We start from the raw sequence: 16211 nt of genomic DNA on the forward strand, positions 1-16211 counted from the left end.
CGCTCCCCGCCCGCGCGGGCCCGGGGGCCCCGGGGGGGGCGGGACACCCCGTGGCGGGCCCGGGGGCGCCGGGGGGGCCCCCCTTCCGCAGCGGGCCTAGCTGAACGAGTCGCCGCAGGCGCAGGAGCCGGTGGCGTTCGGGTTGTCGATGGTGAAGCCCTGCTTCTCGATGGTGTCGACGAAGTCGACGGTGGCGCCGCCCAGGTACGGGGCGCTCATCCGGTCGGTGACGACCTTGACACCGTCGAAGTCCTTGATCACGTCGCCGTCGAGCGAGCGCTCGTCGAAGAACAGCTGGTAACGCAGGCCGGAGCAGCCACCGGGCTGGACGGCGACGCGCAGCGCGAGGTCCTCGCGGCCCTCCTGCTCCAGCAGGGCCTTGACCTTGCCCGCGGCGGCATCGGTGAGGAGGATGCCACTCTCGACGGTGGTCTCGTCCTGGACGGTCATCTGCTTTCTCCCGGTCTTGACGACGGTCTGCCGCCAGTGCCAACCAACGGCCGTCCGGTTTCATTTCCCGGACGGCGATTGATTTCTGCGGCCTGTTCGCGACCGAATATCCGTGGGCCGGGTGTGCCACCCGCGTCCCCTACGCTCCCCATGCTCGCACACCCCCGCGGGACGGGTCACCGCGCGAGGTGCGGATCCGGGTGAACCGGCCCCGCGGCGGGCCGTCGGACGCCAGGATGGTTCCCATGATCCTTCGCCCGGTCAGGGACACCGCCGCGGACGCGGAGGCCGTCCAGGAGCTCGCCGACGCCGCGTTCGCCGACGCCTCCCCGGCCGCGGCGGCGCCGGGGCCGACGCCGCTGCGGCTGGCCCGGACCAGACACCTGGCGCGCACCGATCCCGGCGGCTGCTGGCTGGCGGAGAGCGCCGGCGAGCCGGTCGGGGCGGTGCTGTCGATCCGCCGGGAGGGCCTGTGGGCGCCGTCGCTGTACGCCGTCCGGCCGTCCGCGCAGGGCAGGGGCGTCGGGCGGCTGCTGCTGGAACGGGCGGCGGCGCACTCCCGGGGCTGTCTGCGCGGGATGGTCTGCGCGGCGGACTCCCCGGCGGCGGCCCGCCGCTACCGGCTGGCCGGCTTCACCCTGCACCCGGCGATGCGGCTGGCCGGGCGGGTGGACCGGGAGGGGCTGCTCGACCCGGGGGACATCCCGGTGCACCGCGGCAACGCCACTCACCTGCACCTGCTGGACTCGGTGGACCGGCGGCTGCGCGGGTCCGCGCACGGGCCGGACCACGAGCTGATGCTGGGCCACTTCGAGGAGCTGCTGATCGCCGACGCGCTGGCCGGCAGCGGCTACTGCTACCGGGACGGCGGCGTGGTGCGGCTGCTCGCGGCCACCAGCAAGCGGATCGCCGCCCGGCTGCTGCGCGAGGCGCTGTCCCGGGTGCCGGAGGGGACCGAGGCGCGGGTGGAGCACCTGACCGCGGAGCAGGAGTGGGCGCTGGACGTCGGGCTGGAGGTCGGGCTGACGCCGCGGGCCGGAGGCTTCGTCGGGGTCCGCGGGATGCGGCCGCCGACGCCGTACCTGCCGAGCGGGGCGTTCCTGTAGGGCGCGCGGGCACTCGTACGGCCCCGCCGACTGCCGACGGGGCCGTGACGGGAGCGGGCTCAGACCATGGTGTCCAGGATCTCCCGGACCATCTCCATGGTGGTGCCCGGGTGCAGGAAGGCGAACCGGGCGACGGTCTCGCCGTCCCAGCCGGTGGGGGTGACGAAGCCGATCTGGTCCGCGAGGAGCTGCTGCGACCAGCGGTAGTAGTCGTCGTTGGTCCAGCCCTTGCGCTTGAAGCAGACCGCCGAGAGCTGCGGGTCGAACAGCAGCTCCAGGTGCTCGGTCTCACGGATCAGCTGCGCGGTCTCGCGGGCCAGGGTGAGGCCGGCCTCGATGGCGTCGGTGTAGGCCTGGACGCCGTGCACGGCCAGCGAGAACCAGAGCGGCAGGCCGCGGGCGCGCCGGGTCAGGTGGTAGGCGTAGTCGGTGGGGTTCCACTCGTCGCCCTCGGTGTGCAGGACGTCCAGGTACGAGGCGTCCTGGGTGTGCACGGCGCGGGCGAGCTGCGGGTTGCGGTAGATCAGCGCGGCGCAGTCGAAGGGGGCGAACAGCCACTTGTGCGGGTCGACCACGAAGGAGTCGGCGTGCTCGATGCCCTCGTAGCGCTCCCGCACCGAGGGGGCGAACAGGCCCGCGCCGCCGTAGGCGCCGTCCACGTGGAACCACAGGTCGCGCTCGCGGGCGACCTCGGCCAGGCCCTTGAGGTCGTCGACGATGCCCTCGTTGGTGGTGCCGGCGGTGCCGACGACGCCGATCACCGTCTCCGGGTTCGGGTCGGCGGCCAGGGCGGCGCGCAGCGCCTCGCCGGTGAACCGGCGGTCGACGGTCGGGACCTTGAAGGCCTCGACGCCGATGATGTTGAAGGTGTTCTTGACCGAGGAGTGCACCTGGTCGGCGACGGCTATCCGCAGCCGCGCCTCCGGTCCGACGCCCAGTCGGCGGCGGGCGGTGTCGCGGGCGACCACCAGGGCGGAGAGGTTGCCCGCCGAGCCGCCGGAGACGAAGGTGCCGCCGGCCGACTGGGGCAGGCCCGCGCGGTCGGCGATCAGGCGCAGCACCTGGTTCTCGGCGGCGATCGCGCCGGCCGCCTCCAGCCAGGAGATGCCCTGCAGGGAGGCGCAGGAGACGACCATGTCGAACAGCAGCGCGGCCTTGGTCGGGGCGCACGGGATGAAGGACAGGTAGCGCGGGCTGTCGGCGGAGATGACCGCCCGGGACAGCTCGTGGTCGTACAGCTTGAGCACGTCGACCGGGTTGTTGCCGTCCTGGTTCAGCAGGCCGGACAGCTGGGCGCGCAGGTGCTCGCCGTCCCCGGGGTGGTCGAGCGGGACGGGGTCGTACTGCAGCCGCTCCCGCATGTAGTCGAAAACCAGGTCGACCAGTTCGTTGTCGGGCCGGTGCATGCGGTCGGATGCTGCGGACACGGCTGTCCCTCTCGGCGTGGGGTGTCGGGGGGCGTCCGACCGGCGGGACGCCTCACCGCGACGACCGGACGTGATCAGCGTAGGCAGCACGGGCGCCTCACCGCGCGTCGGAACGCGGCTGGTCAGGCAGGTTTCGGGCGTCTTCGGGCCGGTCCGCGCAGGATTCCTGCGTGCGGGCCGGGAAGGTCGTGTCCGGTGGGTCCCGGCGGGCCCGGCGAGGACCCGCAGGACACCGCCCGGGTCACCCGATGAGCTGGGAGAGGACCACCGAGGAGCGGCTGCGCTGGACGCCGGGCTCGCGCCGGATGCGCTCGATGACGGCCTCCAGGTGGCGCATGTCGGCGGCCCGCAGGTGCACCAGGGCGTCCGGGTCGCCGGTGACCGTCCAGGCGGCGATCACCTCGGGGAACTGCCGCAGGCTGGCGAGGATCTCCTCGGGGGCGGTGCGCTCGCGGCAGTAGACCTCGACGAAGGCCTCGGTCTGCCAGCCCAGCACGGACGGGTCGAGCACCACGGTGAAGCCCCGCACCACGCCGCGCGCCCGCAGCCGGTCGATCCGCCGGCGCACGGCGGTGGCGGAGAGGTTCACCTGCAGGCCGATCTCGGCGTACGAGGCGCGGCCGTCGCTGCCGAGCCGGGCGAGCAGGAGCCGGTCGGTCTCGTCCAGGTCGGCCCCGACCACCTCGTGCGCTCGGCTGCTGGTCATGGGTGCGGGGCTCCACGGGTCGTACGGGGGTCGGTGGGGCGCTCCGGCGGCGGGCTGCCGCTGCCGAAACGGTTCGTCACCATTCTGGCGGATGACCTGGACGAGTTCACCGCCGAAGGGTGACGGGCCGGAGGCCGTCACGGAACGAGCAGCACGATCTTCCCCCGGGTGCGGCCCTCGGCGCTGAGCGCCTGGGCGGAGGCGGCCTGGGCCAGCGGGAAGGTCGAGGCGACGGTGACCGTCAGCCGGCCGTCGTCGGCGAGCGCGGCCAGCTCGGCGAGGTCGCCGGCGTCCGGGCGGACCCAGACGTACCGGCCGCCGAGCGCCTTGACCCCGAAGTCGGTGGTCGAGGCGATCCGGCCCGGATCGGCCACCAGGCCGGCCGAGACCTGGACGGCACCGTGGCCGACCAGGTCGAGGGCCGCGTCCACCCCGTCGGGGGCGAGCGCGCGGACCCGGTCGGCCAGGCCCTCGCCGTACACCACCGGCTCGGCGCCGAGGCCCCGCAGGAAGTCGTGGTTGCGCTCGGCCGCGGTGCCGATCACCCGGGCGCCGAAGGCCCGGGCCAGCTGCACTGCCAGGTGGCCGACCCCGCCCGCGGCGGCGTGCACCAGGACGGTCTCCCCCTCGGCGAGGCGCAGCGCCCGCAGGCCCTGCAGGGCGGTGAGCCCGGCCAGCGGCAGGCCGCCGGACTGCGCCCAGTCCAGCGCGGCCGGCTTGCGGGCCAGGGTGCGGACCGGGGCGGAGACCAGCTCGGCGTAGGTGCCGTGCTCGACGGCGTCCTTGCGGACGTAGCCGTACACCTCGTCGCCCGGGGCGAACTCGGTGATCCCGCCGCCGACGGCGCGCACCACGCCGGCCAGGTCCCAGCCCATGACCAGCGGGAAGTGCGCGTCGAGGATGCCGTCCAGGGCGCCGTCCCGGACCTTCCAGTCCACCGGGTTCACCCCGGCCGCCCGGACCTCGACCAGGACGGAGTCGGGTCCGACCTTGGGGTCGGGCAGGTCGGTGTACTCGACCACCTCGGGGCCGCCGTAGCGGTTGATCGCGATTGCTTTCATGGCTCAGCCATACCCGCGGGCTTCGAAGTATCGATTCGGCCACGCCGGACTGCCCCGAATCGGCTATCGGGCTCCGCCGGGGGTCCGTTTCGGCGAGCGGTTCTCGTCACATCGACAGGATGGCCATCGTCACTCTGACGCTAAGCGGTTAGAATAGATAGCGTCAGTTAGACGAAAAGGCCCCACCGCTAGCTCGGCCGCACAGAAGGGCACCCGCCCGTGACCACCACCATCACCGAGACCCACGGCGTCGACCCCACTCCGACGCCGCTCGCTCTGCTGCTGCTCGGCCGCGAGGCCGATCCGAACAGCGAGCGCGGCGTCGAATGCCCCGGTGACCTCCCCCCGGCCTCCGACCCGAACCTCGTCGAGCGCGCCCGCGCGGCCAAGGCCGCGCTCGGCGACCGCGTCTTCATCCTCGGCCACCACTACCAGCGCGACGAGGTGATCGAGTTCGCCGACGTCACCGGCGACTCCTTCAAGCTCGCCCGCGACGCGGCGGCCCGCCCCGAGGCCGAGTACATCGTCTTCTGCGGCGTGCACTTCATGGCCGAGTCCGCGGACATCCTCACCAGCGAGCGGCAGCAGGTCGTCCTGCCGGACCTCGCGGCCGGCTGCTCGATGGCCGACATGGCCACCGCCGAGCAGGTCGCCGAGTGCTGGGACGTGCTGACCGACGCCGGCATAGCCGACGTCACCGTCCCGGTCTCGTACATGAACTCCTCCGCCGACATCAAGGCCTTCACCGGCCGGCACGGCGGCCTCATCTGCACCTCCTCCAACGCCAAGCGCGCCCTGGAGTGGGCCTTCGAGCAGGGCCAGAAGGTCCTGTTCCTGCCCGACCAGCACCTCGGCCGCAACACCGCGGTGCGGGACATGGGCTTCTCGCTGGACGACTGCGTCGTCTACAACCCGCACCGGCCGAACGGCGGCCTGACCGCCGAGCAGCTGCGGGACGCGAAGATGATCCTCTGGCGCGGCCACTGCTCGGTGCACGGCCGGTTCAGCCTGGACTCGGTGAACGACGTCCGCGAGCGGATCCCCGGCGTGACCGTCCTGGTGCACCCCGAGTGCAAGCACGAGGTCGTCGCGGCCGCCGACATGGTGGGCTCGACCGAGTACATCATCAAGGCGCTGGACGCCGCCGAGCCCGGCTCCAAGTGGGCCATCGGCACCGAGCTGAACCTCGTCCGCCGCCTGGCCAAGGCGCACCCGGACAAGGAGATCGTCTTCCTGGACCGCGCGGTCTGCTTCTGCTCGACCATGAACCGGATCGACCTGCCGCACCTGGTGTGGGCGCTGGAGTCGCTGGTCGAGGGCCGGGTGCCGAACGTGATCACCGTCGACCCGGAGACCGAGAAGCACGCCAAGGCGGCCCTGGACCGGATGCTGGCCCTGCCGTAGCCCGTCCCGCGGACAACGGCGAAGGGCGGGCCCCCTCCCACCGGAGGGGGCCCGCCCTTTCGTCTGGCAGCAGCCGCGGGCGCTACTCGGGGAAGCCCGGGATCACGCCCTCGCCGTCGGCCATCAGCAGCTCGCGGACCTCGTCGATCGTCGCGTCGGCGCTCGGCAGGATCAGCTCGGACGGCTCCAGCGAATCCAGCGGCACCGGGGTGCCGTACTGCTTCACCGCGTCGATGAGCTTGCCGTAGGCCTGGCGGAAGAGCGTCTCGTCCCCCGAATCCACCGCAGTGACGAGCTCGGCGTCGAGCTCGTTGAGCAGGCTCAGGTGGTCGTCGCCCACCTCGTACTGCCCCTCACCCATGACCCTCATGATCATGCCGTGCGTCTCCCTGGTTCGTGGGTCGAGCTCAGATCACTTGTTGTAATTGATGCGCGGGGTGTCCTGCTGCGGCTGCGGCTGGACGTCCTGCTTGCCCTGCTCGATCGCGGCGGGGCCGGTCGAGGAGGGGCCGGACAGCTCGGCCTTCATCCGGGCCAGCTCCAGCTCGACGTCGGAACCGCCGGCCACCCGCTCCAGCTCGGCCTCGATGTCGTCCTTGCGGCCGAGACCGCTCGCGTCGTCGAGCGCGCCCGAGGCGAGCAGCTCGTCGATCGCACCGGCCCGGGCCTGCATCTGGGCCGTCTTGTCCTCGGCACGCTGGATCGCCAGGCCGACGTCGCCCATCTCCTCCGAGATCCCGGAGAAGGACTCGGCGATGCGGGTCTGCGCCTGGGCGGCCGTGTACGTCGCCTTGATGGTCTCCTTCTTGGTGCGGAAGGCGTCCACCTTGGCCTGAAGTCGCTGGGAGGCGAGCGTGAGCTTCTCCTCCTCGGCCTGGAGCTGCTGGTACTGCGTCTCCAGGTCGGTGATCTGCGACTGCATGTTGGCCTTGCGGGTCAGCGCCTCGCGGGCGAGGTCCTCGCGGCCGAGCGACAGCGCCTTGCGGCCCTGGTCCTCGTACTTGGCGGACTGCTGCTGCAGCTGCGTCAGCTGGAGTTCGAGCCGCTTGCGCGAGGTCGCGACGTCCGCGACACCACGCCGTACCTTCTGCAGCAGTTCGAGCTGCTTCTGGTAGGAGTAGTCGAGCGTCTCACGGGGATCCTCCGCCCGATCCAAGGCCTTGTTCGCCTTGGAGCGGAAGATCAACCCCATACGCTTCATGATTCCGTCGCTCATGGGCCTCGGGTGCCCCCTTCTCCGGCCTGCGGTCTTTATCTCGTTACCAGACACGACGAGTGTATGTGCAGCGAGCCCGTCGCCGCAGTGCACCTGCCTGCAACAAGACTGCTACAGCGACCAGTGGCGTTTCCTCCTCCCCCGGGTGGATCCGCCCCTCATACCCCCCATCGTCCATCCGACTGATCCCCTACGGGAAGGCCCCGGGAAACCCGCTTCGGACGGCGACCTGGCGGTATCGATATGCGTTTGGGTCCGAGGGCACCCGTGGAAGCCGCGTCGCACCCCGTACGCTGGTGGTGTGTTCCGACGCCGTTCAGATGATGCCGCCGCCTCCGCCACCGTGCTGGAGAAGCAGGACGAGACGACCCAGGCCCGCGATCCGCAGGCCAAGAAGGGCCGCCCCACCCCCAAGCGCAGTGAGGCCGAGGCCAACCGGCGTACCCGGGTGACCGTGCCCAAGGACCGCAAGGAGGCCGCCCGTCAAGGGCGCGAGCGGATGCGCACCGAGCGCGAGAAGCAGCGCCAGGCCCTGATGAACGGCGACGAGCGCCACCTGCCGGCCCGCGACAAGGGCCCGGTGCGCAAGTTCGCCCGCGACTACGTGGACTCCCGCTGGTCGCTCGCCGAGTTCTTCCTGCCGGCCGCCGTGGTCATCCTGGTGCTCAGCATCGTCAAGGTGCCGACGCTCCAGCTGCTCTCCACCCTGCTGTTCCTGCTGTTCTTCGTGCTCGTGATCCTGGACTTCGTCCGCCTCGGCTTCGGCCTGCGCAAGCAGCTCGCCGAGCGCTTCGCCGGGCAGAACACCCGCGGCGCCGTCGCGTACGGCATCATGCGCACCCTCCAGATGCGCCGGCTGCGCCTGCCCAAGCCGCAGGTGCGGCGCGGGGAGAAGCCCTGACCGCCGAACCGGTCGACTCCGGCTGGGCCCCCCCGTCCTGGGAGGGGCCCGGCCTCTACGCGCTTCCGGGGCAGGGGGACGGCGGCCACGACCGTCTCGCCCAGGAGCGCAGGCTGCCCTCGCGCAGCGGGTCCTTCGCGGGCGGCACCGGCGCCTGGCTGGACCGGCTCGGCGGGCTGCGCAACTTCGTCCGCCAGGAGCTCGTCGCCCGCCAGCTCGCCGAACAGCTCGCCGGGCGCAGCGCGCAGCGGGTGCTCGACATCGGCTGCGGCCAGGGCACCCAGGCCCTGCGGCTGGCCCGGGCCGGCCACTACGTCACCGGGATCGACTCGGACCCGGTCGCACTCGGCGTCGCCCAGGGGGCGCTCGCCGAGGAGCCGCCGGAGGTCCGCGGCCGGATGCAGCTGCTCAGCGGCGACGGCCACCAGTGCGGGCGCTGGTTCGGCCCGCGCAGCTTCGACGTGGTGCTCTGCCACGGCGTGCTGATGTACCTGCCCGACCCCGATCCGATGATCGCCTCGCTGGCCCGGCTGCTGGCCCCCGGCGGATTGCTCTCGCTGCTGGTCCGCAACCGCGACGCGCTCGCCCTGCGGCCGGCCGCCGCCGGGGACTGGCGGGCCGCCCTGCACGCCTTCGAGAGCGACCGGTACTACAACCGGCTCGGGCTGGCCGCGCGGGCCGACCGGCTCGGCGACCTCACCGTCACCCTCTCCGAGGTGTCGGTGCCGCTGCGGCACTGGTACGGCGTGCGGGTCTTCACCGACAACGCCCCGGACGACGCGGCCCCGCCGGTGGACGGGCGGCAGCTGGCCCAGCTCCTGGAAGCCGAGTACCGGGCCGGCCGCACCGACCCGTACCGGCAGGTCGCCGCGCTCCTGCACGTGATCGGGGCGAAGTAGCCCCGGACGGAGCCGGTCCGGCCGGAGCGGCTCCGGGGCGGAGCAGCCGCCGGGCGACCGCCCCACCCCGTCGGGCCTACTCCTCGCGCAGGCTCATCGCATAGACGACGCGGTCGTCGTCCAGCAGCACCGCGGTGTCCACACCGTCCTCCGCGAGCTGCTTCCAGGTCTCCCCGATCCAGGTCTCGGCGTCTCCCTGGCCCGCGAACTCCTCCTGGCCGCCGCCGGGCGTCACCGCGCTGCCGTCCGCCTTCTCGTACCGCCACGTCCAGACCATGCCGGCTCCTCCCACTGACCACGCTGCCTGTGTTGCTGCGCACCATAGCCTGCCCGGCCCGATCTTCCGTATGCCTGGTCCGGCGGCCTGGTCCGGCGGCCCGGTCCGGCAGGATGGGCGGCATGGCGACCCCCTCCGAGCCCACCCGTCCCCCGCTGCCCCGCACCCTGCTGCTCGGCGGCGCCCGCTCCGGCAAGTCCACCCGCGCCGAACAGCTGCTCGCCGACCACCCGGACGTCCTGTACGTGGCCACCGGCGGCACCCGGGACGGCGACGCCGAGTGGGCCCAGCGGGTCGCGCTGCACCGGGAGCGCCGCCCGTCGAGCTGGCGCACCGCCGAGACCTGCGACCTGGAGGCCGTGCTGGCCGACCCCACCGACCCGGCCCCGGTGCTGGTCGACTGCCTGGCACTGTGGCTGACCTCCGTCATGGACGAGTGCGACGCCTGGGACGACGAGGTCTGGGCGGACCGGGGCGAAAGCGCGGTCCAGCGCCGCTGCGAGGCGCTGGCACGCGCCTGGGCGGCCACCGGGCGCACGGTCGTCGCGGTGAGCAACGAGGTCGGCATGGGCGTCGTCCCCGCCACCGCCGCGGGCCGCCGCTTCCGCGACACCCTGGGCCGGCTCAACATGGCCGTGGCGGACGCCTCGGAGCGGGTCCTGCTGGTCGTGGCCGGGCAGGTGCTGACCGTCAAGCCAGCCGCAGGCTGAACACCTTCGGCGTGTAGCCTTCCGGACGATGGACACGACCGTGGATCTCGATACGTTCTCCTCTCTCGTCGAGCGCCCCGACGAGAGCGCCCGGCGGGCCGCCGACGAGCGCTGGCAGGCGGCCGACCGCCCGCGCGGCGGGCTCGGCAAGCTGGAGGAGCTGGGCAGCTGGCTGGCCTCCGTGCAGGGGCGCTCCCCGGTGCGGCCGATCTCCGCTCCCAAGGTGCTGCTGTTCGCCGCCGACCACGGCGTCGCGGCGCTCGGGGTGTCCCGGATGCCCGCCGAGGGCGGCACCGCGGCCCGGGTGCGGGCCGTGCTCGACGGCAGCGCGCCGGTGTCCCGGCTGGCCGCGCGCTACGGCGCCCGGGTGCGGGTCGTCGACGTCGCGGTGGACGCCGACCCGGCCGACTTCCCGGACGAGGTGGTCACCCACCGGATCCGGCGCGGCTCCGGGCGGATCGACGTCGAGGACGCGCTCACCGCGCAGGAGACCGTCCGGGCGTTCCGGGCCGGCATGGCCGTCGCCGACGAGGAGGCCGACGCCGGCACCGACCTGGTGCTGCTCGGCGACCTCGGGGTCGGCGCCACCACGGTGGCCGGCGTGCTGGTCGGCGCGCTCTGCGGGACGGACGCGGCGGCGGTGACCGGGCGCGGCTCCGGGATCGACGACCGGGTGTGGATGGTCAAGTGCGCCACGATCCGGGACTCGCTGCGGCGGGCCCGGCCGGTGCTCGGCGACCAGCTCGCGCTGCTCGGCGCCACCGGCGGGGCCGACTTCGCGGCGATCACCGGCTTCCTGCTCCAGGCGGCCGTGCGGCGGCTGCCGGTGGTGCTGGACGGTGTGGTCTCGGCGGCCTGCGCGCTGGTCGCGCAGCGGATCGCCTTCCGGGCGCCCGAGTGGTGGCGGGCCGGGCAGTCCAGCGGCGAGCCGGCCCAGGCGAAGGCGTACGACCGGCTGACCCTGACGCCGTTGCAGGACCAGGGCATCACCATGGGCGAGGGCTTCGGCGCGCTGCTGGCGCTGCCCCTGCTCCAGGCCGCGGGGGACGTGCTCGCGGACGAGGCGCCGAAGCCGTTCGTGCCGATGGCGCCGAGCGCGCCGAAGGAGCAGCCGAGGCTGCCCTCGGCGGCGGACCTGCTCCGGAAGCTGTAGCGAACCGGCCCGCGCCCCCGGCCGACGGCACGACAACCCCGGGAACGCCCCTGCCAGGGGCGTTCCCGCCGTGAGAGGAACGTGTTCATGGCGAGCGGCACCGATCGGGCCACCTGGGCCGACGGCCTGCGGTTCGGGTTCGGGACGCTGTCCGTACTGCGGGTGCGGGTGGAACGGTGGGACCGGGCGGCGGCGGCCCGGGCGATGCTGACGGCTCCGCTGGTCGGGCTGGTGCTGGGCGCACTGGCCGCCACGGCCGGGGCCCTGGTGGCCTGGCGGGCGGGCGGGCCGCTCGGCGCGGTGACCGCGGTGGGAGTGCTCGCCGGGCTGACCCGGGGACTCCACCTGGACGGCCTGGCGGACGTCGCCGACGGACTCGGCAGCGGCAAACCGGCCGAGGACGCGCTGCGCATCATGAAGCAGTCCGACATCGGTCCGTTCGGCGTGCTGACCCTGGTGCTCGTCCTGCTCGCCCAGGTGGCCGCGCTGGCCGGACAGTTCGCCCACTCCCCGCTGCGCGGCGCGCTCGCGGTGCTCGCCTCGGCGACGGCCGCGCGGTGCGCGCTCGCCTGGGGCTGCCTGCGGTCGGTGCCGGCCGCCCGGCCGGGCGGGCTGGGGGCGATGGTGGCGGGCACCGTGGCGCCCGTCGGAGCCGCCGCCGCGACGGCCGTCGCGGCGCTCGCCCTGGCCGCGGCGGGACTGTCCGACGGGTGGTCAGCCCTCCGTCTCCCGCTGGCCGTTGTGCTCGGCACGGGCTGCGCCCGGCTGCTGCTCGGACGGTGCGTGCGCAGGTTCGGCGGGATCACCGGTGACGTGCTCGGCGCGATGGCCGAAACCGCCGCGACCGCCTCGCTGTTCGCCCTGGCGTTGCTCGGCTGATACCGGGCGGCGCGTGATCCCAGCATGCGGACTACCATGCGTGGAGCACCGCAGCCCTGCACCGTGGCAGGTCCTGCCCGCCCGGCGCGTACCGAGGAGCCGGGGCCTCTGGTGTGCGCGGCCGCCTCGGACGGACGCGCGCGCCAGGGGGCCCGGACCCCGGAGGCCCGCCGGCGGACGGCCTGCGACGGCGGGCTGCGCCGGTGCGGCAGCCTCGCCGTGGCCGGCCGTGGACCGCGAAAGAACAGGACGCATTACGTGACTGCATTGTCTGTGAGCACCTCCTCCGCCGCCTCGCTGCGCGCGGACGCCCTGGTGATCGGTGTCGCGAAGGGCCCGAAGGGCATCGTGCTGGCCCCCGGCGCCGAGGCCGTCAACGAGGCGTTCGAGGGCAAGCTGACCGAGGTCCTCAGCACCCTGGGCGCGACCGGCGCCGAGGGCGAGGCCGTCAAGGTCCCCTCCCCCGCCGGCCTGAAGGCCGCGCTCGTGCTCGCGGTCGGCCTGGGCGAGGCCGCCGAGGACGGCTACCAGCTGGAGGCGCTGCGCCGCGCCGCCGGTGTCGCCGCCCGTACGCTGGCCGGCGCCAAGAAGGCCGCGCTGGCCCTGCCCGCCGAGTCCGCCGCCGACATCGAGGCGGTCGCGCTGGGCGGCCTGCTCGGCTCGTACGCCTTCGGCACGTACAAGGCCAACGGCAACGGCAAGGAGCCGGTCGGCGAGCTGGTCCTGCTGGCCGCCCGCAAGGGCAGCAAGGACGCCAAGGCCGCCGTGGAGCGCGCCGCCGCGGTCGGCGAGGAGATGAACCGGGCCCGCGACCTGGTCAACACCGCGCCGAACGACCTGAACCCGAAGAGCTTCGCCGCGATCGCCCAGGCGGCCGGCAAGGAGCACGGCCTCAAGGTCGAGGTGCTGGACGAGAAGGCGCTGACCAAGGGCGGCTTCGGCGGCCTGCTGGGCGTCGGCGTCGGCTCGGAGAACCCGCCCCGCCTGGTGAAGGTGGCCTACACCCACCCGAAGGCCAAGGCCACCCTGGCGTTCGTCGGCAAGGGCATCACCTACGACTCGGGCGGCATCTCGCTGAAGCCGGCCGGCCACAACGAGACCATGAAGTGCGACATGGCCGGTGCCGCCGCCGTGTTCGCCGCCGTGGTGGCCGCCAAGCGCCTGGGCCTGGCCGTCAACGTGACGGGCTGGCTGGCGCTGGCCGAGAACATGCCGTCCGGCTCCGCCACCCGCCCGGGTGACGTGCTGAAGATGTACGGCGGCAAGACCGTCGAGGTCCTGAACACGGACGCCGAGGGCCGCCTGGTGCTGGCCGACGCGATCGTGCGGGCCGGCGAGGAGAACCCGGACGTCATCGTCGACGTGGCCACCCTGACCGGCGCCATGGTGCTGGCCCTGGGCAACCGCACCTTCGGCGTGATGGCCAACGGCGACGAGCTGCGCGAGGAGCTGCACGTCCTGGCCGGCGAGGCGGGCGAGCAGTCCTGGCCGATGCCGCTGCCGGCGGACCTGCGCAAGGGCTTCACCGAGTCGACCATCGCCGACCTGGCCAACATGGGCGAGCGGATGGGCGGCGGCCTGGTGGCCGGCCTGTTCCTGAAGGAGTTCGTGGCCGAGGGCATCGACTGGGCGCACCTGGACATCGCCGGTCCGGCGTTCCACGAGGGCGCGCCGTACGGCTACACCCCGAAGGGCGGCACCGCGAGCGCGGTGCGCACCCTGGTCCGCTTCGCCGAGCAGAGGGCGAACGGCAAGGCCTGATCCAGGCATGCCCTGAACCAGGCACCCCCGGACCCGGGGCGCCCCCTGGTCCAGGACCCGCTGCGACGGGGCCCGGCGCGTGTGCGCCGGGCCCCGTCGTCGTTCCGGCCCGGTTACCTGCGAGTAGGACCGGTGGCCGTGGCGCACCTCTGTTCGCTGCGGGCGAAACTTTGTTCCGCAGTACGGAAGAAGCTGTGACGAGCAACGCGGAAGACGCCCGTCCGGCGGCTGTCAACACCGCGCTGAGCTGCGATGATGCCCTTCCGTCGGGGGTGTTCCCGCCCCGGTGACCGCTCCGCGGGACACCCCTGGGGCGGACCCGGACATCAGCCACCGTGAACAAGTGCGAAGATGTATTTCCGGCACGACTGGGCGCCCCACAAAGGCTTCCGACCCACCGGACCGCGACCGGCCCGGCGACCCACCCCATGCATGGAGGACGTGACGTGGCGAACGACGCCAGCACCGTTTTCGACGTAGTCATTCTCGGAGGCGGAAGCGGCGGTTACGCCGCGGCGCTCCGCGCCGCTCAGCTGGGCCTGAGCGTCGCCCTGGTCGAGAAGGGTGAGCTGGGCGGCACCTGCCTGCACCGCGGCTGCATCCCGACCAAGGCGCTCCTGCACGCCGCGGAGATCGCGGACGAGACGAAGGAGGCCGCCGAGTTCGGCGTTCTGGCCACCTTCCAGGGCATCGACATCAACGGCGTCCACAAGTACAAGGACGACGTCATCGCCGGCCTGTACAAGGGCCTCCAGGGCCTGGTGGCCTCCCGCAAGGTCACCTTCATCCAGGGCGAGGGCAAGCTCTCCTCGCAGACCTCGGTGGACGTCAACGGCCAGCGCATCGAGGGCCGCCACATCGTCCTGGCCACCGGCTCCGTGCCGCGCTCGATCCCGGGCCTGGAGATCGACGGCAACCGCGTGATCTCCTCCGACCACGCCCTGAAGCTCGGCTTCATCCCGAAGTCGGCCGTCATCCTCGGCGGCGGCGTGATCGGCGTCGAGTTCGCCTCGGTCTGGAAGTCCTTCGGCGTCGAGGTCACCATCGTCGAGGCGCTGCCGCACCTCGTCCCGCTGGAGGACGAGAACTCCTCCAAGCTGCTGGAGCGCGCGTTCCGCAAGCGCGGCATCAAGTTCGAGCTGAAGGCCCGCTTCTCGGGCGTCGAGTACACCGAGACCGGTGTCCGCGTCTCCACCGAGAACGGCAAGCAGATCGACGCCGACCTGCTGCTCGTCGCCATCGGCCGCGGCCCGGTCTCCTCCGGCCTCGGCTACGAGGAGAACGGCGTCGCGATGGACCGCGGCTACGTCCTGGTCGACGAGTACATGCGCACCAACGTGCCCACCATCTCCGCCGTCGGCGACCTCGCCCCGACCCTCCAGCTGGCCCACGTCGGCTTCGCCGAGGGCATCCTGGTCGCCGAGCGCCTGGCCGGCCTCAAGCCGGTGCCGATCGACTACGACGGCGTTCCGCGCGTGACCTACTCCAACCCCGAGGTGGCCTCCGTCGGCATCTCCGAGGCCAAGGCCGTCGAGCTGTACGGCAAGGAGAAGGTCGTCACCCTGAAGTACAACCTGGCCGGCAACGGCAAGAGCAAGATCCTGAAGACCGCCGGCGAGATCAAGCTCGTCCAGGTCAAGGACGGCGCCGTGGTCGGCGTCCACATGGTCGGCGCCCGCATGGGCGAGCAGGTCGGAGAGGCCCAGCTGATCTACAACTGGGAGGCCCTCCCGGCCGAGGTCGCGCAGCTCATCCACGCGCACCCGACCCAGTCCGAGGCCCTGGGCGAGGCGCACCTGGCGCTGGCCGGCAAGCCGCTGCACGCGCACGACTGATCACGCCCCACCCCCTTTCCCGGTACTTCCCGTACGCAAGTACTTCCCGTACGCAAGACTTGATAGGAGTCGCTGAAACCATGGCGGTCTCAGTAACACTGCCCGCGCTGGGCGAGAGCGTTTCCGAGGGCACCGTCACCCGCTGGCTGAAGGCCGAGGGTGAGCGTGTCGAGGTCGACGAGCCGCTGCTGGAGGTGTCGACCGACAAGGTCGACACCGAGATCCCGGCCCCGGCCTCCGGCATCCTGGCCTCGATCAAGGTCGCCGAGGACGAGACCGTCGAGGTGGGCGCCGAGCTGGCGATCATCGACGACGGCTCGGGCGCCCCGGTCGCCGCCGCGGCCCCCGCCGTCGAGGCCGCGCCCGACGCCCCCCCGGCCCCCGACGCCGCGCCGGACGCCGCAGCCCCGTCCGACCCGGCGCCCC

The 16211-nt window shown here is 73.1% G+C and carries 16 protein-coding genes and 1 pseudogene; 10 read left to right on the top strand and 7 right to left on the bottom strand.

Annotated features, from left to right (window positions below; genetic code table 11):
- Positions 1–96: 96 nt before the first annotated feature.
- Positions 97–450: an iron-sulfur cluster insertion protein ErpA gene (gene erpA, locus ACFWJ4_RS21215; RefSeq protein ID WP_359897039.1), complete on the bottom strand. Its 354-nt coding sequence runs from the start codon at positions 448–450 to the stop codon at positions 97–99.
- Between the two features lie 245 nt (positions 451–695).
- Between erpA and ACFWJ4_RS21220 the strand changes: the two genes are divergently transcribed.
- Positions 696–1556 (top strand): GNAT family N-acetyltransferase, encoded by an 861-nt coding sequence (locus ACFWJ4_RS21220; protein ID WP_380546001.1) that lies wholly within the window; start codon positions 696–698, stop codon positions 1554–1556.
- Between the two features lie 59 nt (positions 1557–1615).
- Here the strand turns inward: ACFWJ4_RS21220 and ACFWJ4_RS21225 are convergent, their stop codons facing one another.
- From ACFWJ4_RS21225 to ACFWJ4_RS21235, 3 genes are all read right to left on the bottom strand, one after another.
- Positions 1616–2983 carry a pyridoxal phosphate-dependent decarboxylase family protein gene (locus ACFWJ4_RS21225; RefSeq protein ID WP_380546003.1) on the bottom strand — a complete coding sequence of 456 codons (1368 nt, stop codon included), beginning with the start codon at positions 2981–2983 and terminating at the stop codon, positions 1616–1618.
- A gap of 241 nt (positions 2984–3224) precedes the next feature.
- The gene (locus ACFWJ4_RS21230) at positions 3225–3689 is read right to left on the bottom strand and encodes an Lrp/AsnC family transcriptional regulator (protein ID WP_359897033.1); all 465 of its coding nucleotides are present in this window, start codon (positions 3687–3689) and stop codon (positions 3225–3227) included.
- A gap of 137 nt (positions 3690–3826) precedes the next feature.
- Entirely contained in the window at positions 3827–4750 is a 924-nt protein-coding gene (locus ACFWJ4_RS21235; RefSeq protein ID WP_380546005.1) for an NADP-dependent oxidoreductase, read from the bottom strand.
- 219 nt (positions 4751–4969) lie between these two features.
- Between ACFWJ4_RS21235 and nadA the strand changes: the two genes are divergently transcribed.
- The gene (nadA, locus tag ACFWJ4_RS21240; protein WP_380546007.1) at positions 4970–6154 is read left to right on the top strand and encodes a quinolinate synthase NadA; all 1185 of its coding nucleotides are present in this window, start codon (positions 4970–4972) and stop codon (positions 6152–6154) included.
- A gap of 82 nt (positions 6155–6236) precedes the next feature.
- Here the strand turns inward: nadA and ACFWJ4_RS21245 are convergent, their stop codons facing one another.
- Both ACFWJ4_RS21245 and ACFWJ4_RS21250 read right to left on the bottom strand, forming a co-directional pair.
- Positions 6237–6530 (bottom strand): hypothetical protein, encoded by a 294-nt coding sequence (locus ACFWJ4_RS21245; protein WP_359897028.1) that lies wholly within the window; start codon positions 6528–6530, stop codon positions 6237–6239.
- 36 nt (positions 6531–6566) lie between these two features.
- On the bottom strand, positions 6567–7355 hold the full coding sequence (locus ACFWJ4_RS21250; RefSeq protein ID WP_380546013.1) for a PspA/IM30 family protein: 789 nt from the start codon (positions 7353–7355) through the stop codon (positions 6567–6569).
- A gap of 316 nt (positions 7356–7671) precedes the next feature.
- Between ACFWJ4_RS21250 and ACFWJ4_RS21255 the strand changes: the two genes are divergently transcribed.
- On the top strand, positions 7672–8271 hold the full coding sequence (locus ACFWJ4_RS21255; protein WP_359897026.1) for a DUF3043 domain-containing protein: 600 nt from the start codon (positions 7672–7674) through the stop codon (positions 8269–8271).
- Between the two features lie 158 nt (positions 8272–8429).
- Entirely contained in the window at positions 8430–9170 is a 741-nt protein-coding gene (locus ACFWJ4_RS21260; protein WP_359897136.1) for a methyltransferase domain-containing protein, read from the top strand.
- 76 nt (positions 9171–9246) lie between these two features.
- Here ACFWJ4_RS21260 and ACFWJ4_RS21265 read toward each other — a convergent pair whose 3' ends face one another.
- Positions 9247–9447, bottom strand: coding sequence for a hypothetical protein (locus ACFWJ4_RS21265; RefSeq protein ID WP_359897024.1), 201 nt, complete (start codon positions 9445–9447; stop codon positions 9247–9249).
- A gap of 86 nt (positions 9448–9533) precedes the next feature.
- Here ACFWJ4_RS21265 and cobU point away from each other — a divergent pair.
- The 6 genes and pseudogenes from cobU to ACFWJ4_RS21295 form a co-directional block, all read left to right on the top strand.
- Positions 9534–10157 (top strand): annotated as a pseudogene (gene cobU, locus ACFWJ4_RS21270) (bifunctional adenosylcobinamide kinase/adenosylcobinamide-phosphate guanylyltransferase); the annotation flags it as partial.
- A gap of 28 nt (positions 10158–10185) precedes the next feature.
- Complete coding sequence (locus ACFWJ4_RS21275) at positions 10186–11310, top strand: nicotinate-nucleotide--dimethylbenzimidazole phosphoribosyltransferase (protein WP_380353205.1); 1125 nt, start codon at positions 10186–10188, stop codon at positions 11308–11310.
- Between the two features lie 87 nt (positions 11311–11397).
- Positions 11398–12189 (top strand): adenosylcobinamide-GDP ribazoletransferase, encoded by a 792-nt coding sequence (locus tag ACFWJ4_RS21280; RefSeq protein ID WP_380546009.1) that lies wholly within the window; start codon positions 11398–11400, stop codon positions 12187–12189.
- A gap of 258 nt (positions 12190–12447) precedes the next feature.
- A complete protein-coding gene (locus ACFWJ4_RS21285; protein WP_359897019.1) occupies positions 12448–13950 on the top strand; it encodes a leucyl aminopeptidase in 1503 nt (500 codons plus the stop codon).
- 428 nt (positions 13951–14378) lie between these two features.
- Entirely contained in the window at positions 14379–15785 is a 1407-nt protein-coding gene (gene lpdA / locus ACFWJ4_RS21290; protein WP_359897017.1) for a dihydrolipoyl dehydrogenase, read from the top strand.
- A gap of 80 nt (positions 15786–15865) precedes the next feature.
- On the top strand, positions 15866–16211 hold a 346-nt coding region (locus ACFWJ4_RS21295; protein WP_380546011.1), incomplete at its 3' end, for a biotin/lipoyl-containing protein.

The organism is Kitasatospora sp. NPDC127067, assembly GCF_042724755.1.
GTDB classification, from domain to species: domain Bacteria; phylum Actinomycetota; class Actinomycetes; order Streptomycetales; family Streptomycetaceae; genus Kitasatospora; species Kitasatospora lactacystinica.

Coding starts and splice junctions, on each gene's coding strand:
- ACFWJ4_RS21250 (WP_380546013.1), bottom strand. CDS start 7,355: ATGAAGCGTATGGGGTTGATCTTCCGCTCCAAGGCGAACAAGGCCTTG.
- erpA (WP_359897039.1), bottom strand. CDS start 450: ATGACCGTCCAGGACGAGACCACCGTCGAGAGTGGCATCCTCCTCACC.
- ACFWJ4_RS21230 (WP_359897033.1), bottom strand. CDS start 3,689: ATGACCAGCAGCCGAGCGCACGAGGTGGTCGGGGCCGACCTGGACGAG.
- lpdA (WP_359897017.1), top strand. CDS start 14,379: ATGCATGGAGGACGTGACGTGGCGAACGACGCCAGCACCGTTTTCGAC.
- ACFWJ4_RS21220 (WP_380546001.1), top strand. CDS start 696: ATGATCCTTCGCCCGGTCAGGGACACCGCCGCGGACGCGGAGGCCGTC.
- ACFWJ4_RS21280 (WP_380546009.1), top strand. CDS start 11,398: ATGGCGAGCGGCACCGATCGGGCCACCTGGGCCGACGGCCTGCGGTTC.
- ACFWJ4_RS21265 (WP_359897024.1), bottom strand. CDS start 9,447: ATGGTCTGGACGTGGCGGTACGAGAAGGCGGACGGCAGCGCGGTGACG.
- ACFWJ4_RS21245 (WP_359897028.1), bottom strand. CDS start 6,530: ATGATCATGAGGGTCATGGGTGAGGGGCAGTACGAGGTGGGCGACGAC.
- ACFWJ4_RS21275 (WP_380353205.1), top strand. CDS start 10,186: ATGGACACGACCGTGGATCTCGATACGTTCTCCTCTCTCGTCGAGCGC.
- ACFWJ4_RS21235 (WP_380546005.1), bottom strand. CDS start 4,750: ATGAAAGCAATCGCGATCAACCGCTACGGCGGCCCCGAGGTGGTCGAG.